Source organism: Streptomyces sp. NPDC087901 (assembly GCF_044742205.1).
Taxonomy (GTDB): Bacteria; Actinomycetota; Actinomycetes; order Streptomycetales; family Streptomycetaceae; genus Streptomyces.
On sequence record NZ_JBIUUC010000002.1, the window covers coordinates 508,842 to 531,165 of the forward strand.

19 protein-coding genes and 2 pseudogenes are annotated in these 22,324 nt (G+C 71.2%); 12 read left to right on the forward strand and 9 right to left on the reverse strand.

Translation table 11 applies throughout. The annotated features are described in order from the left end of the window. Positions 1 to 8: 8 nt before the first annotated feature. Both secD and ACIOEW_RS07775 read left to right on the forward strand, forming a co-directional pair. Entirely contained in the window at positions 9 to 2,288 is a 2,280-nt protein-coding gene (secD, locus tag ACIOEW_RS07770) for a protein translocase subunit SecD (protein ID WP_401962314.1), read from the forward strand. A gap of 232 nt (positions 2,289 to 2,520) precedes the next feature. Beyond that, a complete protein-coding gene (locus ACIOEW_RS07775) occupies positions 2,521 to 3,264 on the forward strand; it encodes a YoaK family protein (protein ID WP_362555437.1) in 744 nt (247 codons plus the stop codon). On the opposite strand, the gene ACIOEW_RS07780 is transcribed toward ACIOEW_RS07775, so the two are convergent. Next, positions 3,254 to 4,063, reverse strand: coding sequence for a helix-turn-helix domain-containing protein (locus tag ACIOEW_RS07780; protein WP_401962316.1), 810 nt, complete (start codon positions 4,061 to 4,063; stop codon positions 3,254 to 3,256). The genes ACIOEW_RS07775 and ACIOEW_RS07780 overlap by 11 nt on opposite strands. Before the next feature lie 61 nt (positions 4,064 to 4,124). On the opposite strand from ACIOEW_RS07780, the gene ACIOEW_RS07785 reads away from it, so the two are divergent. Then, a complete protein-coding gene (locus tag ACIOEW_RS07785; protein WP_350996471.1) occupies positions 4,125 to 4,430 on the forward strand; it encodes a 4a-hydroxytetrahydrobiopterin dehydratase in 306 nt (101 codons plus the stop codon). A gap of 47 nt (positions 4,431 to 4,477) precedes the next feature. Here ACIOEW_RS07785 and ACIOEW_RS07790 read toward each other — a convergent pair whose 3' ends face one another. Continuing rightward, complete coding sequence (locus ACIOEW_RS07790; RefSeq protein WP_401962318.1) at positions 4,478 to 5,440, reverse strand: LysR family transcriptional regulator; 963 nt, start codon at positions 5,438 to 5,440, stop codon at positions 4,478 to 4,480. Positions 5,441 to 5,529: 89 nt separating this feature from the next. Here ACIOEW_RS07790 and ACIOEW_RS07795 point away from each other — a divergent pair, with 89 nt between their 5' ends. The 3 genes from ACIOEW_RS07795 to ACIOEW_RS07805 all read left to right on the forward strand — a co-directional run bounded on the left by ACIOEW_RS07795 (position 5,530) and on the right by ACIOEW_RS07805 (position 8,285). After that, entirely contained in the window at positions 5,530 to 6,270 is a 741-nt protein-coding gene (locus ACIOEW_RS07795) for a class I SAM-dependent methyltransferase (RefSeq protein ID WP_401962320.1), read from the forward strand. A 71-nt stretch (positions 6,271 to 6,341) separates the two neighbouring features. Beyond that, entirely contained in the window at positions 6,342 to 7,277 is a 936-nt protein-coding gene (locus ACIOEW_RS07800; protein ID WP_401962323.1) for a class I SAM-dependent methyltransferase, read from the forward strand. Between the two features lie 114 nt (positions 7,278 to 7,391). After that, positions 7,392 to 8,285 (forward strand): hypothetical protein, encoded by an 894-nt coding sequence (locus tag ACIOEW_RS07805; RefSeq protein WP_401962326.1) that lies wholly within the window; start codon positions 7,392 to 7,394, stop codon positions 8,283 to 8,285. Between the two features lie 12 nt (positions 8,286 to 8,297). Here ACIOEW_RS07805 and ACIOEW_RS07810 read toward each other — a convergent pair whose 3' ends face one another. From ACIOEW_RS07810 to ACIOEW_RS07825, 4 genes are all read right to left on the reverse strand, one after another. Beyond that, the gene (locus ACIOEW_RS07810) at positions 8,298 to 8,774 is read right to left on the reverse strand and encodes an RICIN domain-containing protein (protein WP_362555412.1); all 477 of its coding nucleotides are present in this window, start codon (positions 8,772 to 8,774) and stop codon (positions 8,298 to 8,300) included. A gap of 114 nt (positions 8,775 to 8,888) precedes the next feature. Beyond that, positions 8,889 to 9,725: an aldo/keto reductase gene (locus ACIOEW_RS07815; protein WP_401962329.1), complete on the reverse strand. Its 837-nt coding sequence runs from the start codon at positions 9,723 to 9,725 to the stop codon at positions 8,889 to 8,891. Between the two features lie 203 nt (positions 9,726 to 9,928). Further along, on the reverse strand, positions 9,929 to 11,728 hold the full coding sequence (locus ACIOEW_RS07820) for an AMP-dependent synthetase/ligase (protein WP_401962974.1): 1,800 nt from the start codon (positions 11,726 to 11,728) through the stop codon (positions 9,929 to 9,931). A 343-nt stretch (positions 11,729 to 12,071) separates the two neighbouring features. Next, on the reverse strand, positions 12,072 to 12,974 hold the full coding sequence (locus ACIOEW_RS07825; RefSeq protein ID WP_401962332.1) for a LysR substrate-binding domain-containing protein: 903 nt from the start codon (positions 12,972 to 12,974) through the stop codon (positions 12,072 to 12,074). A 115-nt stretch (positions 12,975 to 13,089) separates the two neighbouring features. Between ACIOEW_RS07825 and ACIOEW_RS07830 the strand changes: the two genes are divergently transcribed. Further along, positions 13,090 to 14,118, forward strand: a complete 1,029-nt coding sequence (locus tag ACIOEW_RS07830; protein ID WP_401962334.1) for a bile acid:sodium symporter family protein — start codon at positions 13,090 to 13,092, stop codon at positions 14,116 to 14,118. Between the two features lie 234 nt (positions 14,119 to 14,352). On the opposite strand, the gene fdhD is transcribed toward ACIOEW_RS07830, so the two are convergent. The 3 genes and pseudogenes from fdhD to ACIOEW_RS07845 all read right to left on the reverse strand — a co-directional run. Further along, positions 14,353 to 15,228, reverse strand: a complete 876-nt coding sequence (fdhD, locus tag ACIOEW_RS07835; protein ID WP_401962336.1) for a formate dehydrogenase accessory sulfurtransferase FdhD — start codon at positions 15,226 to 15,228, stop codon at positions 14,353 to 14,355. Between the two features lie 5 nt (positions 15,229 to 15,233). Then, positions 15,234 to 15,565 (reverse strand): annotated as a pseudogene (locus tag ACIOEW_RS07840) (Fe-S-binding domain-containing protein); the annotation flags it as partial. Further along, positions 15,565 to 16,071, reverse strand: a pseudogene (locus ACIOEW_RS07845) (2-dehydropantoate 2-reductase); the annotation flags it as partial. The pseudogenes ACIOEW_RS07840 and ACIOEW_RS07845, both read right to left, overlap by 1 nt. Before the next feature lie 209 nt (positions 16,072 to 16,280). On the opposite strand from ACIOEW_RS07845, the gene ACIOEW_RS07850 reads away from it, so the two are divergent. The 5 genes from ACIOEW_RS07850 to ACIOEW_RS07870 all read left to right on the forward strand — a co-directional run bounded on the left by ACIOEW_RS07850 (position 16,281) and on the right by ACIOEW_RS07870 (position 22,277). Next, a complete protein-coding gene (locus ACIOEW_RS07850; RefSeq protein WP_401962338.1) occupies positions 16,281 to 17,231 on the forward strand; it encodes a beta-ketoacyl-ACP synthase III in 951 nt (316 codons plus the stop codon). A gap of 64 nt (positions 17,232 to 17,295) precedes the next feature. After that, the gene (locus tag ACIOEW_RS07855) at positions 17,296 to 17,973 is read left to right on the forward strand and encodes a GntR family transcriptional regulator (RefSeq protein ID WP_362555422.1); all 678 of its coding nucleotides are present in this window, start codon (positions 17,296 to 17,298) and stop codon (positions 17,971 to 17,973) included. Between the two features lie 341 nt (positions 17,974 to 18,314). Next, a complete protein-coding gene (locus ACIOEW_RS07860) occupies positions 18,315 to 19,496 on the forward strand; it encodes an ROK family transcriptional regulator (protein WP_362555424.1) in 1,182 nt (393 codons plus the stop codon). 208 nt (positions 19,497 to 19,704) lie between these two features. Continuing rightward, positions 19,705 to 21,231: a sugar ABC transporter ATP-binding protein gene (locus tag ACIOEW_RS07865; RefSeq protein WP_362555426.1), complete on the forward strand. Its 1,527-nt coding sequence runs from the start codon at positions 19,705 to 19,707 to the stop codon at positions 21,229 to 21,231. After that, the gene (locus tag ACIOEW_RS07870) at positions 21,228 to 22,277 is read left to right on the forward strand and encodes an ABC transporter permease (protein WP_362555428.1); all 1,050 of its coding nucleotides are present in this window, start codon (positions 21,228 to 21,230) and stop codon (positions 22,275 to 22,277) included. Before ACIOEW_RS07865 ends, ACIOEW_RS07870 begins: the two co-directional genes overlap by 4 nt. Positions 22,278 to 22,324 lie beyond the last annotated feature (47 nt).

Genomic DNA, 22,324 nt, shown 5'->3' on the forward strand with positions numbered 1-22,324 from the left:
AAACACGCATGACCCGCGCCACCACGGTGCGGGCGGTTCTGGCCGCGGCCGTACTGCTCGCCTCCGTGCTCATCACGCTGACCATGTCCCCCAGACTCGGCCTCGATCTCCAGGGCGGCACCCGCATGGTGCTGCAGGCCAAGGACTCCGACACGGCCAAGGCCGACCGGGAGAGCACCGACCGCACCCTGGAGGTGCTGCGCAAGCGCATCGACTCGCTCGGCGTCACGGAGCCGACCCTGACCCGCTCCGGCGAGGACCGGATCATCGTCGAACTCCCGGACGTCCAGGACCCGCGCAAGGCCGCCGAGGTCATCGGCAAGACCGCCCAGCTCACCTTCCACGCCGTACAGGGACCGGGCACCCCGGGCGGCGAAGGCCTGACGCTCCCCGACGAACAGGACCGCACCCTCGCCCTCGGCCCCGCCGCGCTCTCGGGCGCGGGCGTCAAGGAGGCCTCCGCCGCGTTCGACGCCCAGCAGGGCGCCGGCTGGAGTGTCTCCCTCGACTTCCACAAGGACGCCGGCCGGGACTGGACCCGGCTGACCGGTGAGGCGGCCTGCCACCCCGTCCAGGACGAGCGGCGCCGCGTCGCCATCGTCCTCGACAAGCAGGTGATCTCCTCGCCGCAGGTCTCCCCGACCGTCGCCTGCGACACCGGGCTGCCCTCCGGATCAACCCAGATCACCGGCTCCTTCAGCGCCGACGAGGCCCGTGAACTCGCCCTGCTGATCCAGGGTGGAGCACTGCCCGTACCCGTCGAGATCGTCGAGCAGCGGACCGTCGGCCCGACGCTCGGCGCCGCCGCCATCGACGCCAGTGCCCGCGCCGCCGTCATCGGCGCCGCGGCCACGGCGCTGTTCATCACCGTCGTCTACCGGCTCTTCGGCGCCCTCGCCGCCGTGGCTCTCGGCGCCTACGGAGTCATCTCGTACGCCGCGCTGGTCGCGCTCGGCGTCACACTCACGCTGCCCGGACTCGCCGGGTTTGTTCTGGCCATCGGGATGGCGGTCGACGCGAACGTGCTGGTCTTCGAACGGGCGAGAGAGGAATACGCGCTCCGCCCGGGCAAGTCCCTGCGCACTTCGCTCACCGCTGGCTTCCGGCACGCCTGGAGCGCCGTCGCGGACTCCAACGTGACGACGCTCATCGCGGCGGGCCTGCTCTTCTTCCTCGGCTCCGGCCCGGTCAAGGGCTTCGGCGTCACGCTCGGCATCGGCGTCCTCGCGTCGATGTTCTCCGCGCTCGTCATCGCCCGAGCCCTCACGGAGACGGCGGCCCGTTCCCGGTTCGTCAGTGACTACCGGGGCGTCAACGGCATCGCGAGCCCCGGCCGGGTACGGACCTGGATCGCCCGCCGCGATCCGCAGCTGATGCGCTCCCCCCGGCGCTGGCTGCTGTTCTCCGCCGTCCTCATCGCGGTCGCGGTCGCGGGCATCCTGGTGCGCGGCGTCAACCTGGGCGTCGAGTTCACCGGTGGCCGGCTCGTCGAGTACGCCACCAGCCGCCCCGTCGACGTGGAGAGTGCACGCACCGCGCTGGCCGGTGCGGGCTTCGGCGACGCGGAGGTCACCACGGCCGGCGCCGGCGACATCTCGGTGCGGACCGGAGACCTGGACAACGACGGCGAACACGCACTGCGCGCCGCCCTCGCCGCGGAGGGCGGTGAGACCACCAAGGTCCGCGACGAACTCATCGGCCCCAGCCTGGGCGACGAACTGCGGCGCAACGCGCTGATCGCCCTGGCCATCGCCGTGCTCGTCCAACTGGGCTATCTGGCGATCCGGTTCCGCTGGACGTTCGCCGTGGCCTCCGTCGGGGCGCTCGTCCATGACGTGATCATCCTGGTCGGGGCCTTCGCCTGGCTGGGCCGCACCGTCGACGGCATCTTCCTGGCGGCGCTCCTCACTGTCATCGGATACTCCGTCAACGACTCGGTCGTCGTCTTCGACCGGGTCAGGGAACTGTGGGCGAAGGCCCGCAGACAACCCCTGGCGGACGTGGCGAACCGGGCCGTCCTGCAGACCGTCCCCAGAACCGTCAACACCGGTATGGGTGCCCTGTTCATCCTCGTCGCGCTGGCGGTGCTGGGCGGCGACTCGCTCGCGGACTTCGCCCTCGCCCTGCTGATCGGCATCGTCGTCGGTACGTACTCCTCGGTCATGACCGCCGTACCCGCCGCCCTTCTCCTGGAGCGCGGCAGCAAGGCCCCGCCGCCCGCCCGCACCCCGCGCAGGAAGTCCGGGGCGGGGCAGCGTGACCCGCTCGACAACGGGGCGCGCGTGTAGCCCGCTTCCCCGACAACGAGCGCGCGTGGAGCCGCCCGCGTCCTCGGCGACGGGCGCGCGTGATGCCCGCGTCCTCCACCGATCCGGCCATGTGCCGGTCCGTCGCCCCTGCGCCGTTCGAGCGGAACAGGGGCGACGCGCATCGGCCATGGCGTTCGGCCCTGGTCACGACGGCACAATCCTGATCACCCCATTTTGCGATCGGAGCGTGCCGGTGCCCATGCCCATGCCCGTGCCCGTAGTGCTGCGTGAGGCATGGACCACCCTCGTACCGGACATGAACGACCGGCACGGACCGCTGCCGCCATTGATGCTCGCCCTGACCGTCGTCACCGGACTGGTCGACGCCGTCAGCTATCTCGAACTGGGCCGGGTATTCGTCGCGAACATGACCGGCAACGTGGTCTTCGCCGGGTTCGCGTTCGCCGGAGCTCCGGGCTTCTCCCTGGCCGCCTCGTTCGTCGCCCTCGGCGGGTTCGTGGTGGGGGCGGTGACCGGAGGGCGGATCGTCCACCGCTCCCACGCCCACCGCGGCCGCATGCTCCTGCACGCCCTGTGCGCGGAAACGGCGTGCGTCCTGGCCGCTCTGGTCGTCACGCTCTTCTCAGGCAGCCCCTACACCGGCGGCGTGCGCTTCACCCTCATCGTGCTGCTCGCCCTGGGCCTCGGCCTGCAGAACTCCCTCGCGCGGGCGCTCGCCGTCCCCGATCTCAAGACGACCGTGCTGACCCTGACCATCACCGGCATCGCCTCCGACGGCCGACTGGCCGGGGGGCCCGGCAGCAAGGCCGGCCGCCGGGTCCTCTCGGCCGCCGCCATGCTGGCCGGAGCCCTCGTCGGGGCCGTGGCCGTCCTGCACGGTCATCCGATCCTGCCGCTCCTGCTGGCCGTCTTGATCCTCGCCGTGGTGTGCCTGGCCGCGCAGGTCCTGGCCAGGGCGGACGCCCCGTGGGCCCTGCCCGTCGTCAGCAAATGAGCGACCTCAGATACGCGGCGGTGGCCGCGTCGGCCGGCAGCAGCGTCTCGATGGCCAGCTCCGCGACCGTCACGTCCATCGGGGTGTTGAACGTCGCGATGGACGCGATGAAGGAGAGCAGCTGCCCCCCGTGCTCGATCACCAGGGGCAGGGCGAAGGGAACCGAGGACGAGGGCGCGGCACGGTCCGCGTCGCCATCGGCTCCCGCCGGTACGGGATAGTCCGCGACCTCCTCGTACAGGGCACGCAGCTCCGCCGAACGGACCAGGGCGATCTGACGCTCCATCTGGGCCAGCAGATCGGCCCGCCACTCCCTCAGATTGCGGATCCGCGGAGCCAGCCCCTCCGGGTGCAGCGTGAGCCGCATCGCGTTCAGCGGTGGTGTGAGCAGATGCTCCGCCACCCCGTCCAGTATCCGGGTCATCCCCTGATTGGCCGCCACCACGGTGTACAGGCCGTCGACGACGAACGCCGGATACGGGTCGTAACCCTGGAGCAGCCGGTCCATGCCCTCGCGCAGCGCACCCATCGCGGGGTCGTCGAGCGCGGTCTCCGTGTACCGCGGGGCATAACCGGCCACCACCAGAAGGGCGTTGCGTTCCCGCACCGGCACGTCCAGATGGCCGGCCAGCCGCAGGACCATCTCCTCGCTGGGCCGGGAGCGGCCTGTTTCGATGAAGGAGATGTGCCGTGCCGATGAGTCGGCACGCAGCGCCAGCTCCAGCTGGCTGATCCGGCGACGCTCCCGCCAGCTGCGCAGCAGCGGCCCTACCCCCGTGTCAAGCGCGACAGTTGTCATACCGAGACCGTAACGTCACCGGCATCATCGACCAGCAAGGCCCTAGCGAGGGAGCCACCGCATGCCTGCCGCACCGCTGCCCCAGGACGAGATCGAGAACCGGCTGCGCGAACTGCCCGGCTGGACGCTGGAAGGGGACCGGATCACCCGCACCTACCGCCTCCCGTCGCATTTCGCCGCCGCCGGCCTCACCGTGCACGTCGCCCAGATCCAGGACGAGCTGAACCACCACTCCGATCTCACGCTCGGTTACAACACCGTCGCCCTGTCCGTGAACTCCCACGACGCGGGCGGAAAGGTCACCGAGAAGGACCTGGGGCTGGCCGCCAGGGTCGAGGCCGTCGCTCCGGGACACGGTGCGGAGTAGCCGGGGCCGCCTGCCTGGAGACGTTACAAAGCACCACTCAGGGCCCGTCAGGAAGCGGCGCCGAAGCGGGGATGCGCGGCGAGCCAGCGCGTGTAGGTGTCGCTCCGCTCCACCGCCTCGGCGTAGGCCGCCCGGGTGTGCCCGCTCACCGCTCCGGCCGCCGCCGACGCGGCCGCCGAGCGGGGGTGCCAGCCCAGCAGATGGCGCCAGCTGAGCGGCGAACCGGTCACCGGACGGGTCACCACACCCGGCGTCGGCGGGAACGTCGCCCGGCACAGCCCGACCGCGCGCCCCACCTGCACCAGATGGACGACCGACGCGGTGTCCGTCTCGTACACCGACACCGGGCTGAAGCCGGCCCGCGCGCAGGCGGCCACGAAGCAGTCCGCGAAGCAGCCGTCCCCTGGCACATCCGCCCAGCACTCGTCCGCCAGCGCGGAGAGCTCCAGCTCCGCCTCCCCGGCCAGCGGATGGCTCTCCGGTAGCATCACGAAGACCGGATCGATCCCCACGACCTGCCATTCCAGCCGGTCGGCGACCGGCGGCGGGCTCTCGCCACAAGTCCCGATGAGGACGAAGTCAAGCCTGCCGTCCACCAGTTGGGCTGCCAGCTCCGCAACCGACCATGAGGTGTACGTGGACACCGGCGCTGCCGGGTGCGCCGCGGCCAGCCGGTCGACGAGCCCGCCGAGCAGCGGTCCGTGCGTGCCCCCCAGCCGGAACCGCTCCATGGCCCCCCACGCGTTCGCGAACCGCACCGCCTCCTCCTGGAGCTCGCTGACGGCCGGCAGCACCACCCGTGCCCGCTCCAGCACCAGTTCGCCCAGGAGCGTCGGCCGCGCGCCCGTGTGGTCCCGGTCGAACAACGGGCCGCCCAGTGCCTTCTCGATCCGCCGCAACTGTGCGCTCAGAGCGGGCTGGGCAAGTCCGAGAGAGGCGGCGGCCTTGGTGAGGCTTCCGGTGTCGGCGATGGCACGTACGGTCCGTAGGTGGCGCAACTCCAGCTCCATAACGGCAAGTTATGGCCCAGGTGGCCCACCGGCAATACGGACGTCAGCCCTGCGCCCTGTGCCCGGGGGCATGTCGTACAGTCGGCCGGATGCTTGACTACGACGACGAGGCCGCGACCTACGACGCCACCCGCGGTGGAGTGCCCCGGGCGGAGGCGGCCGCCGGTGCGGTGCTCGGCCTCGTCCCGCCTGCTGCCCGCACGCTGCTGGACATCGGCTGCGGTACGGGACTGGTCACCGAGCGAATCGCGGGCGGCCGCCCCGGTCTGCGGGTGTTCGGCTCCGACGCCGCCCACGGCATGGCCCGCGTCGCGGGGCAGCGCGTCGGTGGCGTGGTGCTCGCCGACGCTCGCCGGCTGCCCCTGCCCGATGCGGCGGTCGACGCGGTGACGGCGGTCTGGCTGCTGCACCTGCTGCGCGAGGAAGGAGCCGCGCGAGCGGTGGTGGCCCAGGCGGCGCGCGTGCTGAGGCCCGGCGGTGTGTTCGTGACCACCGTCGACAAGGACGCGGCGCACGATGTCGGCAGCGACATCGACGAGGCGTTCGCCCCGTACCTGGCGCCGAGCCCGTCCGATGCGACGGAGCGGATCATCGAGTACGGCGCCGCACACGGCCTCGATGTGGCGGGCAGTGCCGTCTTCCGTGGCCATGGACAGGGGCGGACGCCTTTGAACGCTGCCCGGGGCGTGCGGCGCGGCTACTTCGTCTCGCGCCTGGCCCTGTCCGGGCCGGATGCCGAACAACTCGCCCAGGTCCTGACCGCGCTGCCCGGGCCCGAGTATCGGCGCGCGGATCCGGAGTACCGGCTGCTGGCATTTCGCCGCCGGTAGGTCCCGGGGCGCGGCTTGCCGTAACGGCAACAAAGTTTGCCCCATGGATGAGGTGTGGTGAGTCTGATCCCATGAGCAACCACACGGGACACGGACACCACCACGACAGCAACCACGGGCACGATCACGGGCACGGTGGTGCGCACGGGCAGCACCAGGACCCGGCCGACTTCGACTGGGACGTCATGGGTCCGCTGCTGGAGCAGAACGCCGAACTCAGCAGCGAGCAGTACACGGAGGCGGCCCGTTGGGTCGCCGGTCTGCCCGATGCCCCGAAGGTGCGCCGGGTCCTGGACATCGGCAGCGGGCCGGGCGTGATCTCCTGCCTGCTCGCCGAGGTGTTCCCGGAGTCGGAGGTGGTCGCCGTCGACGGCACCCCGGCCCTGCTGGAGCGCACCCGCGAGCGCGCGCAGCGGCTCGGGCTCGGAGACCGGGTCACCACCCTCCACGCCGACATCCCGGACGGTCTGGCGGAGCTGGGGCAGGCGGACTTGGTGTGGGCCGGCAACGCCCTGCATCACATGGGGGACCAGCGCGCCGTGCTGGCCGGCTTCGCCGGGCTGCTGAACCCCGGCGGCACCGTCGCGCTCGTCGAGGGCGGGCTGCAGCCGCGCCAGCTCCCGCGCGACCTCGGCTTCGGCCGGCCGGGGCTGGAGGCCCGGATGGAGGCGGTGCAGGCCGAGGCCTTCGAGGAGATGCGTGCGGTCCTGCCCGACACCCGGCGGGAGAACGAGGACTGGGCCGCGCTGTTCACCGCGGTGGGCCTCGCCCCGCAGGGCACCCGCAGCTTCCTGCTCGACCTGCCCGCACCGCTCGGCGAGGTGGCGCGTGAGCACGTCATCGCCGAATTCGCCCGCCGCCGCGACGGGCTGCGCGACCGGCTCGACGCCGACGACAACGCCGTGCTCGACCGGCTGCTCGACCCCGAGGACCCGGCCGGACTGCACCGCCGCCGCGACACCTACCTCCTCATGGCCCGTACGGTCCACCTGGGCAGCCGCGCCTGAGCGGGGAAGCCCGTCCGCGAGGGTGCCCAGATCCGGCCCGATGGAGGAGGATGCGGGGCGGAGGGGATTTGAATGCGTTCAGAAACGTGGAATCCGGGGCCGGGGCAGTCGCGTGTGAGGGACAGGTTCGGCGCGGTGCTGATGACGTCGATGTCGGTGCTGTTCGTCGAGGCCGTGATCGGGGCGATCGCGCTGTTCGTGTGGGACCTGGCCGCGGAGAGCCCGAGCGCCCCGTACAACACCCTGGGGCTCTTCTTCCTGATCGTGCTGGCGCCCATCCTGGCGGCGGTCGGTGCAGTCCTCGGCTACCTGCTGTCCGTCGCGGTGGTGATGCCGCTCCTGGTCCTGGCCGGGTGGTTCGGCCGCAGGTACTCCGGGCGCGAGCCGTGGTGGTGGGTTCCGGCGCTGACGGCTGCCGCAACCGCGCTGCCGTTCCCGGCCGTCGTGGCGCTCACCGAGTTCGGCCTGCTGGCCTGCCTCGGGGGATGGCTCGCGACGACGGTGGGGCTCGCCGCTACGGCGCTGGTCGCACGCAGACTGCTGTTGCCGGACCGTCCGCGGCTGTCCGCCGGCGTGATGTTCTCAAGGGTGGCCTGGTACGGGGCGCTCGCTGTCGTCGTCGCCGGTCTGCTCGCAGGGATCGGCCTGTACGCCGGGATCGGGTACGAGCCTCCGCAGCTCAGCATGGAACGGGTCGCCGGGACGTGGGCCGACGACAAGGACGGCACGCTCACCCTCACGGCAGACGGCAGCGCCATGGCGGACCGCGTCGAGACGTCCGACTACGGCGATTCCTTGGAACCCGTGGTGCACCGGTGCACCGGCATCGGAAGCTGGGAGTACGTTCCGGGTGTTGCCGGACCGCGGTCCCAGACGGTGGTCGTGTCCATCCCCGAATGCCCCATGGACCCGTGGGAGGTGCTCGGCACCCCCGGACATCCGAAGCTCTACGTCTACGTCGGCGACCCCGACTCCTGGGACCTGTACATCCTGCAACGCCGCGCCTGACCGGAAGCCGCCCTACAACGTGCCGGACACCGGCTCCAGCCGCCACCACTGGCCGGGGGAGTCGGTGTCCTCCCACTGCTGGACGGACGCGCCCTTCGCCGTGCTGCCGTCGGCGACCTCCAGGACCAGCCCGCTCACGAAGCTGACGAGCGTCACGGTGCCCGGCGCCTCCAGATGGCGCTCGATCAGCCACTCCTGCGCACCGAAGTTGTTCGCGCGCCACTGCTGGATCACGGCCCCGTTCTCCGTGGAGGCGCCGCGCACGTCCAGCCGCTTGCCGCTGTGGGCGTTGACCACGTGGTGCAGGGCCGCGCCCTCGTGGACGGGGGTGAACTCCCAGTGCTGGGCAGCCGATCCGTCGGCGTCGTTCTGCTGCACCGGTGCGCCGCCGCCCTTCGCGGCGTCCCGCACCTCCAGCACCAGCCCGCTGCCCACGTTGCGCAGCCGGTAAAGACCCGCCCCGACAGCGGGCGCGGTGTCCCCGGTCATGTCCCGGTCCCTTCGGTGGGGCTCGTACTGCTCGTACGGCTCGTACTGCTACACCGCCGCCCGGCTCCGGGCCGGGCGGCGGTCACAGGTGGTGCAGCGGCGGTACGCCGGGCCTCAGGCGCCGAGGTTGAACTCGCCCGGGTTCGGGCCGAGCCGCTTGCCCTCGTCCAGCGCCGCGAACGCGGCCAGGTCGTCGGCGTCCAGCTCGAAGCCGAACACGTCGATGTTCTCCGCGATCCGCGACGGGGTAACGGACTTGGGGATCACCACGTTGCCCGTCTGAAGGTGCCAGCGCAGCACCGCCTGGGCCGGGGTGCGGCCGTGCTTCCGCGCCACCGCGACGACGGTCGGGACCTCCAGGAGGCCCTTGCCCGAGCCGAGCGGCGACCAGGCCTCGGTCGCGATGCCGTGCTGGGCGTGCAGCGCACGCGACTCGGCCTGCTGGAGCTGCGGGTGCAGCTCGATCTGGTTGAGCGCCGGGACCACGGACGTCTCGCCCAGCAGACGCTCCAGGTGCTCGGGGAGGAAGTTCGAGACACCGATGGCCTTCGCGCGGCCGTCGGCGTAGATCTTCTCGAACGCCCGGTACGTGTCCACGTACGCGTCCTTGGCCGGCACCGGCCAGTGGATCAGGTACAGGTCGACGTAGTCGAGACCCAGCTTGTCGAGGGAGGCGTCGAAGGCGCGCAGCGTCGCATCGTAGCCCTGCTCCGTGTTCCACAGCTTCGTGGTCACGAAGAGCTCCTCGCGGGCGACACCGGAGGCCGCGATCGCCTTTCCGGTGCCCACCTCGTTCCGGTAGACCGCGGCGGTGTCGATGCTGCGGTACCCGGACTCGATGGCCGTGGCGACCGCCGCCGTGGCCTCGTCGTCCGGCACCTGCCAGACTCCGAAACCGAGCTGCGGCATCTCGACGCCATTGTTGAGGGTGAGGGAGGGGACCTTGCTCACGAGCGGTCGATCCTAACGTTGGGGGGTGGGACTCCCAGAGTGAACGATCAAGACGGCCCGCACATTCCCCGTCCGCGCGCCGTTTTCACCGGAACGGTACTCCCGGGCGCGCCGCAGCGGCGGCACCTGCGCGGATCCGCGGGTACCGTCCGCGCATCCGCGCAGGTGCCGTCCGTGCGGTGTCCGTCCCGGACCGGGCCCGGTCAGCGGTAGAGCGCGTCCACCTCGGCGGCGTACGCCGTCTCGATCGCCTTGCGCTTCAGTTTCAGCGACGGCGTGAGCAGACCGTGCTCCTCGGTGAACTGGTGGGCCAGGATCCGGAACGTACGGATCGACTCGGCCTGGGAGACCGCCGTGTTCGCGGCCACCACCGCGCGCCGGACCTCCATCTCCAGATCCGGGTCCCGCACCAGTTCCCCCGGGGACAGCGCCTGCCGCCCCTGCATCGCGAGCCAGTGCTCCACGGACTCCTGGTCGACGGTGACCAGCGCCGCGATGTACGGCCGGTCGTTGCCGACCACGATGCACTGCGCCACCAGCGGATGCGCCCGCACCCGCTCCTCCAGACCGGCCGGCGAGACGCTCTTGCCGCCGGACGTCACCAGGATCTCCTTCTTGCGCCCGGTGATCGTCAGATAGCCGTCCTCGTCCAGCGCCCCCAGGTCGCCGGTGGACAGCCAGCCCTCGTTGAGCACCGCGTCGGTGGCCTTCGGGTCGCCCAGATACCCGCCGAACACATTGGCGCCGTACACCCATATCTCGCCGTCGTCGGCGATGTGCACCGACGTGCCGGGGATCGGCTGCCCCACCGTGCCGTACCGGGTGCGCTCCGGGGGGTTGGCCGTGGCCGCGGCCGTCGTCTCGGTCAGCCCGTAACCCTCGTACACGGTGACGCCCGCGCCCGCGAAGAACAGCCCGAGCTGCCGCTCCATCCCCGAGCCGCCCGACATGGCGTGCCGGATCCGGCCGCCCATCGCCTCGCGCACCTTCTTGTACACGACCTTGTCGAAGAACTGGTGCTGCATCCGCAGCCCGGCGGACGGCCCGGGACCCGTGCCGAACGCCCGCGCCTCCATCGCCTCCGCGTACTTCACCGCGACGTCGACGGCCTTGTCGAACGGCCCGATCCGGCCCTCCGCCTCGGCCTTGCGCCGGGCACCGTTGAAGACCTTCTCGAAGATGTACGGCACCGCCAGGATGAAGGTGGGGCGGAACGTCACCAGGTCCGGCATCAGCGCCTTCGCCGACAGCTCCGGCTGGTGGCCGAGCTTCACCCGTCCGCGGATCGCCGTGATCTCCACCATCCGTCCGAAAACGTGCGCCAGCGGAAGGAAGAGCAGCGTCGACGCCTCGTCACCCGGCTTGGAGTGGAAGACCGACTCCCAGCGCAGGGCCATGGTGTCAGTCTCGAACATGAAGTTGGCGTGCGAGATCACACAGCCCTTCGGGCGCCCCGTCGTGCCCGAGGTGTAGATGACGGTCGCCGCCGACTCGGGCGTCACCGCGCGCCGGTGCCGGTGCACGACCTCGTCGTCGATATGGGCGCCGGCCTCGACCAGCTCGGTCACCGCGTCGGCGTCCAGCTGCCACAGCCGCTTCAGCTGCGGCAGCCGGTCGATCACCGACGCGATCGTCATCGCGTGGTCCTCGTGCTCGACCATGACCGCCGACACCTCGGCGTCGTGCAGCATCCACAGGACCTGCTCGGCCGAGGACGTCGGATAGACCGGCACGGACTGCGCGCCGACCGCCCACAGGGCGAAGTCGAAGAGGGTCCACTCGTAACGGGTGCGCGACATCAGGGCGACCCGGTCGCCGAACCGCACCCCGTGCGCGATCAGCCCCTTGGCCAATGCCAGCACCTCGTCGCGGAACGTCGCCGAGGTGACATCCCGCCAGCGTCCGGCCGCGTCTTTCCGGCCGAGAGCGACCCGGTGCGGATCCTCCTCGGCGTAGTCGAACACGACATCCGCGAGCCCGCCTACGTGGGGCGCGGCCGCCATGGGTGGGACAGTGAACTCACGCAATGACCTGCTCCTTGTGGCGCTCCGCACAGCGCCGTGACGCTACCCCACCGGGCGCCGCTGCGGGAGAGCCGCACGCTGTCCGTACCAGGTGCCTCTGCACGCGTCGGGTGGTGAAATCCGGCCAGATGGGCAAGGCCCGGGCACGCTTCTGACCATGGAGTAAGTAGCTCGCGCGGGAATCTCCACCGAATCTGTACGCCGCGATCACCGCATTCTGTCCGGGTACGGGCGATCGGTCCGGATCCGTCGAGCCGACCGGGCCGGGCCGAGCCGGCCGGGTGTGCCGCGTCCCGTCCATTCTCCCCCTCCCGGCACCCCGTCATGCACGGCTCTGCGTGCCGATCGCACCGATTCCGCCGCGCGGGCGGATCAGCCGGTCGCCGCCCGCCAGGATTGCCGCCGCCAGCGCGTCCGCCGCCTGCTGCGCACCGTCCCGCCGGCGGCCGTGCAGCAGGACGAAGTCCACGTCGCCCAGGTCCGGCAGCCCCGCCCTCGCCGCCACCGGGGCCAGTCCGGGCGGCACCAGGCCGCGGCTGTGGGCCATCACGCCGAGCCCCGCGTGGGCGGCCGCGATCAGCCCGCTGAGGCTGCCGCTCGTGCACGCGACCCGCCACGAGCGGCCCTGCTCCTCCAGGACCTCCAGCGCGCGGGCCCGGGTGATGCCCGGCGGCGGGAAGAGGATCAGCGGCACCGGGCGGTCCGGGTCGATCCGCAGCCGCGGCGCCCCGATCCAGATCAGGGCGTCCTGCCAGACCAGCTCCCCGTGGGTGTCGCCGGCCCGCCGCTTGGCGAGCACCAGATCGAGACGGCCCGCAGCCAGCTGCTGGTGCAGCGTCCCCGACAGCTCCACCGTCAGCTCCAGCTCGACCTCCGGATGGTCCCGGCGGAACGACTGCAGGATCTCCGGCAGCCGGGTCAGCACGAAGTCCTCCGACGCCCCGAAGCGAAGCCGCCCGCGCAGCCGGGTCCCGGTGAAGAACGCCGACGCCCGTTCGTGGGCCTCCAGGATCGTCCGGGCGAATCCGAGCATCGCCTCGCCGTCCACCGTGAGATCGACCCGGTGCGTGTCCCGGGTGAACAGCTGACGCCCGGTCGCGTCCTCCAGCCGTCGCACGTGCTGGCTCACCGTGGACTGCCGGACCCCGAGCCGACGGGCGGCCGCGGTGAAACTGAGGGTCTGGGCGACGGCGAGGAAGGTGCGCAGCTGTGCGGGGTCGTACATGGCGCCAGGCTATCGCGATTCATGATGACAGTCAGAGCGGTATGCGGGATTCCCGATGTAGCTGATCAGGAGCAGGATGAGGAGGGCACGACTGAACGAGAGACACGTGGAGCACATGAGCCGCCGCACCCTGCAGTTGCCGTCCTGGCTGCCGATCGACCCGTACATCCTGGCGTTGATCGGCACCGTCGTACTCGCGGCGCTGCTGCCTGCCTCCGGCGCTGCCGCCGATGTGGCGGGCGGGGCCTCCACCGGGGCGGTCGCGTTCCTCTTCTTCCTCTACGGCGCGCGGCTCTCCACCGCCGAAGCCCTCGACGGGGTCAAGCACTGGCGGCTCCACCTCACCGTACTGGCCTGCACGTTCGTCGCCTTCCCACTGCTGGGCCTGGCGAGCAGGGGGCTCGTGCCGTACGTGCTGACGCCCCAGCTGCAGAGCGGATTCCTCTTCCTCTGCCTCGTCCCCTCGACGATCCAGTCGTCGATCGCCTTCACCTCGATCGCCCGCGGCAACGTGCCCGCCGCGATCTGCGCGGGCTCCTTCTCCTCGATCGCCGGGATCTTCGTCACCCCGCTGCTCGCGGCGGCGCTCCTCGGCAACAGCGGCGGCGGGTTCTCCGCGGACGCCCTGCTGAAGATCGGCGTCCAGCTGTTGCTGCCGTTCGTCGCGGGACAGCTGCTGCGCCGCTGGATCGGCGGCTTCATCGCCCGGCACAAGAAGGTCCTCGGCTATGTCGACCGCGGCTCGATCCTGCTCGTCGTCTACACGGCGTTCAGCGAGGGCATGGTCGCGGGCATCTGGCACCAGGTCACCCCGGCCCGCCTCGGCGCGCTGCTCGCCGCCGAGGCGGTGCTGCTCGCGCTGATGCTCGCGGTGAGCTGGTACGGGGCGAAGCGGCTCGGTTTCGGCCGCGAGGACCGCATCGCCATTCAGTTCGCCGGCTCCAAGAAGAGCCTCGCGTCGGGGCTGCCGATGGCCAGTGTCCTGTTCGGCGCGCAGGCAAGCCTCGCCGTGCTTCCGCTGATGCTCTTCCACCAGATGCAGCTCATGGTGTGCGCGGTGATCGCGAAGCGGCGTGCCCGCGACCCGCAGGAAGCGCTCGCGGACGGCGCCGGGGTCGCGCGGGAGGTCGCACCGGTGGGCTGAGGCCGGCCGGCGCAGGGGGCGCTCCCCGCCGGCCGGGCCCCTCAGGGGCTGTCGGGTGACCTCTGACCGGGCGGCCGCGCCCCGGCACGCGCGCTTCCGGCGTAGTCGTCGGTCGGCGACTTCCCCATAGCCCTGAGGGCATGGGGGCCCCTTCGCTTCGCCTTCCTCATCCGCCTTGGAATCGCACGCACCGGACCGCGTCCGCTTCCCGGTCCGAGGCCACCCGACAGCCCCTCACCCGTGCAGCGGGCGGGGCGCCCCCTCGCCCTGGACGGCCGTCGCCTCCAGGGCGATGCGGTGCTCTCCCGCGTACACGTTCATGGACGGTCCCCGCAGGAAGCCGACCAGCGTCAGGCCGGTCTCCGCCGCCAGGTCGACCGCGAGGGACGACGGCGCCGAGACGGCCGCCAGCATCGGGATGCCGGCCATCACCGCCTTCTGTGCCAGCTCGAAGGAGGCCCTCCCCGAGACCAGCAGGACCGACCGGGACAACGGCAGCCGGTTGTCGGTGAGGGCGCGGCCGACCAGCTTGTCGACCGCGTTGTGCCGGCCGACGTCCTCCCGTACGTCGATCAGCTCGCCGGTCTCGGAGAACAGCGCCGCCGCGTGCAGACCCCCGGTCCGGTCGAAGACCCGCTGCGCGGCGCGCAACCGGTCGGGGAGGGCGGCCAGCAGCTCGGGACCGACCCGGACCGGGGGAGTGTCGGCGATCGGGTGCCGGGTCGTGGTGCGCACCGCGTCCAGGCTGGCCTTGCCGCACAGACCGCAGGAGGACGTCGTGTAGACGTTGCGCTCCAGCGTGATATCGGGGACCGCGACACCGGGCGCGAGCTTCACGTCCACGACGTTGTACGTGTTCACCCCGTCGGTCGTCGCCCCGGCGCAGTACACGATCGACTGCACCTCGGAGCCTTCACCGATCACGCCCTCGCTCACCAGGAAGCCGGCCGCCAGCGCGAAGTCGTCGCCCGGGGTGCGCATCGTGATGGCGAGCGGCTTGCCGTTCAGCCGGATCTCCAGGGGCTCCTCGGCGACGAGGGTGTCCGGGCGGGTGGAGACGGCCCCGTCCCGGATGCGGATGGTGCGGCGGCGCTCGGTGACCCGTCCCATGACAGTCAGACCCGATTCTGTACGTGTTGGAAGCCGAAACGGCCCTTGATGCAGAGGTTGCCGTGGGTCGCCGGGTTGTCGTGCGGCGAGGTGACCTTGACGATCTCATTGTCCTGCACATGGAGCGTGACGTTGCAGCCGACTCCGCAGTACGCGCAGCCGGTGGTGGTCTCCGTCTGCGCCGGCTCGTCCCACGTCCCGGCCGCCCACATGCCGAACTCGGTCTTGAAGGAGAGCGCCCCGGCCGGCACACCTCGATGCAGTTGCCGCAGTACACGCACGCCGAGTCGGTGAGCGGCACCCCGTGCTCGGTCGAGACACGGGCGTCGAAGCCGCGGCTGCGAGCAGCACGTCGAGCTCGAGGGGCTCGCCCTTCTCCAGGTCCTGGAGGGTGGTGGTCTTGTGGTCGCCGACGTGCTCGGCGCCCGCGATGCGCCGTTCCACGGAGATCTCGGGGCGGCAGCCGACCGCGGCCGCGACGTCGAGGGTCTCGCGCATCATCGACTCCACGAGTGCGCGGGTGTCCGGGTGGCGGCAGATCCGGCCCATGGTGGCCCGGGACAGCGCGCTGATCGGGTTGAACGAGATGTTGCCGATCAGCTTGATCCAGATGTCCTTGCGCAGATCCGCCTCGACGGGGCACTTGAGCCCGCCCGCGACCATGGCCTCGCCGAAGTCGTGGCAGCGCCGCGACAGGGTCAGGTCGGGCTCCCCGATGGAGAACCGGGTCCCTTCGAGATGGCGGACGACGCCGGGCGCCCCGATCTCCGTCGCCGCGTAGACGACGCAGCCGATGGCCCGCTCGGGCGACAGCGTGGAACTGACCGCGCCGGCCGGGTCCACGAAAAAGCAGCGGGGATGTGCGGGAGAAGAAGCGGGAGGCGCTGTCAAGTCGACAGAATACTGTCTACAGTATGCCGTCCAAGGGGGCAAGGCTGTTGTCAAGCCTCCAACCTCCGGCCGGGAATCCTGTGGGATCACGTGCCCCTGTACCGGGCGGTAGCGACCAAGACTGGATGGTTCCTGCCATATGTAGCGAGGGGAATCTGAATATGACCGGCTCACGTGTCGTGGCGCTCGGCCACTATCAGCCCGCCAAGGTGCTCACCAACCACGATCTGGCGGCGATGGTCGACACCAGCGACGAGTGGATCACCAGCCGCGTCGGCATCAAGACGCGGCACCTCGGTGGCCCCGATGAGCCGGTGGACGAACTCGCCGCGCACGCGGCGGCCAAGGCGCTCGCCGCGGCCGGCCTGCAGTCGGCCGACATCGACCTGGTCCTGGTCGCCACCTCCACCGCGATCGACCGCTCGCCGAGCATGTCGGCACGGGTCGCCGCGCGCCTCGGCATGTCCTCGCCGGCGGTGATGGACATCAACGTGGTCTGCTCCGGTTTCACCCACGCCCTCGCCACCGCCGATCACGCCGTCCGGGCGGGTGCCGCCACGCGCGCCCTCGTGATCGGTGCCGACAAGATGGGCGACATCGTCGACTGGACCGACCGCTCCAGCTGCGTGCTGATGGGTGACGGTGCCGGTGCGGCCGTCGTCGTCGCCGACTCCGGGGCCGAGGGCAGGCCCGGCATCGGGCCGGTGCTGTGGGGGTCCGTGCCGGGGATGGGGGACGCGGTACGGATCGAGGGGACGCCGCCGCGCTTCGCCCAGGAGGGGCAGTCCGTCTATCGCTGGGCCACCACTCAGCTGCCGCCCATCGCGCGCAAGGTGTGCGAGAAAGCGGGAATCACCCCAGAGGACCTCGCCGCGGTGGTGCTGCATCAGGCCAATCTGAGGATCATCGAACCCGTCGCCAGGAAGATCGGCGCCGTCAACGCGGTCATCGCGCGGGATGTGGTGGATTCGGGCAATACGTCCGCGGCCTCGATCCCGATGGCCCTGTCCAAGCTGGTGGAGCGCGGCGAGGTCGCCAGCGGTGCTCCGGCCCTGCTTTTCGGCTTCGGCGGGAACCTCAGTTATGCGGGACAGGTGATCCGCTGTCCCTGAGGGGCGTTGTGCTCGGTAGACTGTAGACGATAAGCAATTGCTCGTCGCCCGGAGGGGGACCGCGATGTTGTCCACAGGACTGCCGCAGGGGGCTGTGCCGAAGCTGGAACGGCCCGGTCCGCTGCGCGAGCGCGTCTATGAGGCGCTGCTCGAACTCATCACCACCCGGGCGCTCCGCCCCGGCCAGCACCTGGTCGAGAGCGAGCTGGCCGGGCACCTCGGCGTGTCCCGGCAACCGGTGCGTGAGGCGTTGCAACGGCTCAACACCGAGGGGTGGGTCGATCTGCGTCCCGCCCAGGGCGCGTTCGTCCATGAGCCCACGGAGGAGGAGGCGGACCAGCTGCTTTCGGTCCGTACGCTCCTGGAGGCGGAGGCCGCCCGGCTGGCCGCCGCCAACTCCGGTACGGCGGGCATCGCCGCCCTGGAGGAGCTCTGCGCCAAGGGGGAACAGGCCGTCGCCGACGACGACGTGGACCTGGCGGTGGCGACCAACGCTGCTTTCCACGCCAAGGTCATGGAGCTGGCCGGCAACGTCGTCCTGTCCGAACTCGCCGGACAGGTGGATGCTCGGGTCCGCTGGTACTACACCCCTGTCGCCCGGCAGCGCGGTACCCAGTCCTGGATCGAGCACCGCTCCCTGATCGCCGCGATCTCCTCGCGCGACGAGCAGCGGGCGACGGCGGTCATGCGGGCCCATACCGAGCACACCCGCAAGACGTACCACCAGCGCGAACAGGGCTGACCCCGCGCTCCCGTCGCTCTCCATGCCCTCGACCGCCGGCTGAGAACCATGCCGCTGCCGGTCGGGGGCATGCGTGTGCCCGTCGGGCGATGCCGTTCGGCGTCGGGTCCGGTGGGGATGCCGTTCGGCGTCGGGCCAGGGGGTGTTGACGTTCATCGCCGGTCCGGTGGGTGTGCGTCCGCCCGGCCGTGTCGCGTGACGGCATCCCCCTTTGTCCTCAGGGTGGAGAAAGTTGTGGTGGATTCCTGCGCAACTTCTTCCCACTCCCGGCAACCGCTGCTACGTTCCCCTCCAAAGCCCGACGGACAGGCCGATGTGGCGGGGAGGGGCACGTGAGACGTATGACGGCACGACCCGCGAATGCGCATCAGGCGCGACTGCTCCGGCTGTTGCGCGACGGCGGGCCCAACTCACGGGCACAGCTGGGGGATCAGGTCGATCTCTCCCGCTCCAAGCTCGCCGTCGAGGTGGACAGACTGCTGGAGACCGGCCTTGTCGTGGCCGACGGACTCGCCGCATCCCGCGGCGGGCGTCGCTCGCACAACATCCGGCTCGCCCCGGCACTGCGCTTCCTCGGCGTCGACATCGGCGCCACATCGATCGATGTGGCGGTCACCAACGCGGAGCTGGAGGTCCTGGGCCACCTCAACCACCCCATGGACGTACGCGAAGGCCCCGTCGCCATCTTCGAGCAGGTGCTGTCCATGGCGGCCAAGCTCCGGGCCTCCGGGCTCGCCGAAGGGTTCGACGGCGCGGGCATCGGCGTACCGGGACCGGTCCGCTTCCCCGAAGGCATCCCGGTCGCGCCGCCGATCATGCCCGGCTGGGACGGCTTCCCGGTCCGCGAGGCGCTCAGCCAGGAACTGGGCTGCCCCGTCATGGTCGACAACGACGTGAACCTGATGGCGATGGGGGAGCAGCACGCGGGCGTCGCCCGTTCCGTGGGCGACTTCCTCTGCGTCAAGATCGGCACCGGCATCGGCTGCGGCATCGTCGTCGGCGGAGAGGTCCACCGCGGTACGACGGGCAGCGCCGGCGACATCGGGCACATCCAGGTCGAACCCGACGGGCGCCCCTGCGCCTGCGGCAACCGGGGCTGCCTGGAAGCACACTTCAGCGGCGCCGCACTGGCCCGCGACGCCGAGGACGCGGCACGCGCCGGACAGTCCACGGAGCTCGCGGCCCGGCTGGAGGCGTCCGGGAAACTCACCGCCGCCGACGTGGCAGCCGCCGCGGCCGCCGGCGACCCCACCTCGCTCGACCTGATCCGCGAAGGCGGCAACCGGGTCGGACAGGTCATCGCGGGCCTCGTCAGCTTCTTCAACCCCGGTCTGGTGGTGATCGGTGGCGGGGTGACCGGACTGGGCCACACGCTGCTGGCCAGCGTCCGGACCCAGGTCTACCGGCAGTCCCTGCCGCTGGCCACCGGCAACCTCCCGATCGTGCTGGGCGAGCTCGGACCCGCCGCCGGAGTCATCGGCGCGGCCAGGCTCATCAGCGACCACCTCTTCTCACCCGCCTGATCCTCCACCCGCCCAACACCCTTCACCAGCCCCGCTCTTCACCGGCCGCATCACTGCCCGCCGGCAACCAAGGCACCGCCCCGCGCTCCACGCCGGGGTCCGGGGAACAACCCCGGGACAGCACTGCGCCCTGCCCGCTCACCGGCCCTTCCCCACGCTCCCGCCTCCGCCCGAGCAAGGGACACCCCATCCGCCGAGGGGATTTGTCATGGCTCCAGAACCACCGCTGCTCACCATGTCCGGCATCACCAAGTCCTTCCCCGGTGTGCGCGCCCTCGACGGCGTGGACCTGGAGGTCCAGGCCGGCGAAGTCCACTGCCTCCTCGGCCAGAACGGCGCCGGCAAGTCCACCCTCATCAAGGTGCTCGCCGGGGCCCACCAGCCCGACGACGGCGAGATCACCTGGTGCGGCGCGCCCGCCGTACTGAAGTCCCCGATTACCGCGATGCGCCTCGGGATCGCCACCATCTACCAGGAACTCGACCTGGTCGAGGGCCTGTCGGTCGCCGAGAACGTCTTTCTGGGCCATGAACCCACCAGCGCCGGCTTCGTCGTCCGTACCCGCGAGGGCCGCACCGCGGCCGCCGCCCTGCTGAAACGGCTCGGCCACCCGGAGATCGACCCCGCCCGCGCGGTGGGCGAACTCTCCGCGGCCCAGCAGCAGATCGTCTCGATGGCCCGGGCGCTCTCCCACGACGTACGCCTCATCGTGATGGACGAGCCGTCCGCCGCCCTCGACCCCGACGAGGTCGACAACCTCTTCCGGATCGTCGCCTCGCTGACCGCCGACGGCGTCGCCGTCGTCTACATCTCGCACCGCCTGGAGGAGATCCGCAGGATCGGCGACCGGGTGACTGTGCTCAAGGACGGCCGGGCCGTCGCCGTCGGACTTCCCGCCGAGTCCACACCGACGCGCGACATCGTTGCCATGATGACCGGCCGCAACGTCGAGTACGTCTTCCCGCCCCGGCCGGACGCCTCCCCCGAGGAAGCCCGGACCGCCCCCGTACTCACGGTCGAAGGCCTCACCAGGAAGGGCGAGTTCGACCCGGTCGACCTGGAGCTGAGGCCCGGCGAGATCGTCGGCCTGGCCGGACTCGTCGGCTCGGGACGCTCCGAGATCCTGGAGACGATCTACGGCGCGCGCAAGCCCACCGCCGGACGGGTCACGGTCGCGGGGAAGCCGCTGCGGTCCGGCAGCGTGCGCGCCGCCGTCGCCGCCGGCATCGGCCTCGCACCCGAGGAACGCAAGGCGCAGGCCCTGCTGATGCTCGAGTCCGTCACCCGCAATGTCTCGGTCTCCTCCATGTCCCGCTTCTCCAAGGCAGGTTGGCTCGACCGGGGCGCCGAGCGCGCAGCGGCCCGCGCCGCCACCCGTGAACTCTCCCTGCGCCCCGACAACCCGGACACCCCCGTCCGCACCCTGTCCGGCGGCAACCAGCAGAAGGCGGTACTCGCCCGCTGGCTGCTGCGCGGCTGCCGGGTGCTGCTGCTCGACGAACCGACCCGCGGGGTGGACGTCGGCGCCCGCGCCGAGCTCTACGCCGTGATCCGCCGGCTGGCCGACGAAGGCCTCGCCGTTCTGCTCGTCTCCAGCGAAGTGCCCGAAGTCCTGGGCCTCGCCGACCGGGTGCTGGTCCTCCGTGAGGGCCGCGTCGTCCACACGGCGCATGCCGGGGAGCTCGACGAGCACCGCGTACTCGACCTCGTGATGGAAGGGAGCCCGACGTCATGACGCAGCCCGTCTCATCGGCGCAGCAGAGCGGGCCGGACAAGGGTGCCGCGCCCGTGTCCGTCCCCGCGTCCCCGAAGAAGGACGGATCCCCGCGTGCCTTCGGGCTGCGCGCGGACGTCCGCAATCTCTCGCTGCTGGGCGTTCTCGCCGTGCTCATAGCCGTCGGCGGGATCACCGAACCCGACGCGTTCCTGGACACCGGGAACCTTCAGCTCATCCTGACGCAGTCGTCCGTCATCGGCGTCGTCACCGTCGGCATGACCTTCGTCATCATCAGCGGGGGCATCGACCTCTCCGTCGGCGCCATGGTCGCCCTCGCCTCCGTCTGGGCGACGACGCTCGCCACCCAGGACTTCGGCTTCGCGGGCATCCTCTTCACCGCCGTCCTGGTCGGTCTCGGCGCCGGACTCGTCAACGGCGTGCTCATCGCGTACGGCAGGCTGGTGCCGTTCATCGCGACGCTGGCGATGCTCGCGTCCGCCCGCGGACTGGCCCTCCACATCACCGACGGCAAGACGCAGATCGTCACCGTCAAGTCGGTCCTCGATCTGGGGCTGCCGGACGCGTACGTCCTCGGCATCCCACCGCTGGTCATGATGTTCGCCGCGGTCACCGTCGTCGGCTGGCTGGTGCTGAACCGTACGACCTTCGGCCGGCGCACCGTCGCCGTCGGCGGCAACGCGGAAGCGGCCCGGCTGGCCGGGATCGACGTGCGCAGGCAGCGGCTCTATCTCTACCTGCTGTCAGGGCTCTGCTGCGGCATCGCCGCCTTCATGCTGATCATCCTGTCCGGCTCCGGCCAGAACACCAACGGCAACCTGTACGAGCTGGACGCCATCGCCGCCGCGATCATCGGCGGCACCCTGCTCAGCGGCGGCCGCGGCACCATCGTCGGCTCCGTGCTGGGTGTCCTCGTCTTCACCACGATCACCAACATCTTCGCGCTCAACAACCTGCAGAGCGATGTCCAGCAGATCGCCAAGGGCGCGATCATCGTCGCCGCCGTCCTCGTCCAGCGCCGGACGTCGGCCCACGGGGAGACCTGACCCTCCGTCTCCCTCCCTCTCGATTTCCCCTGTTCCGCATCCCACGC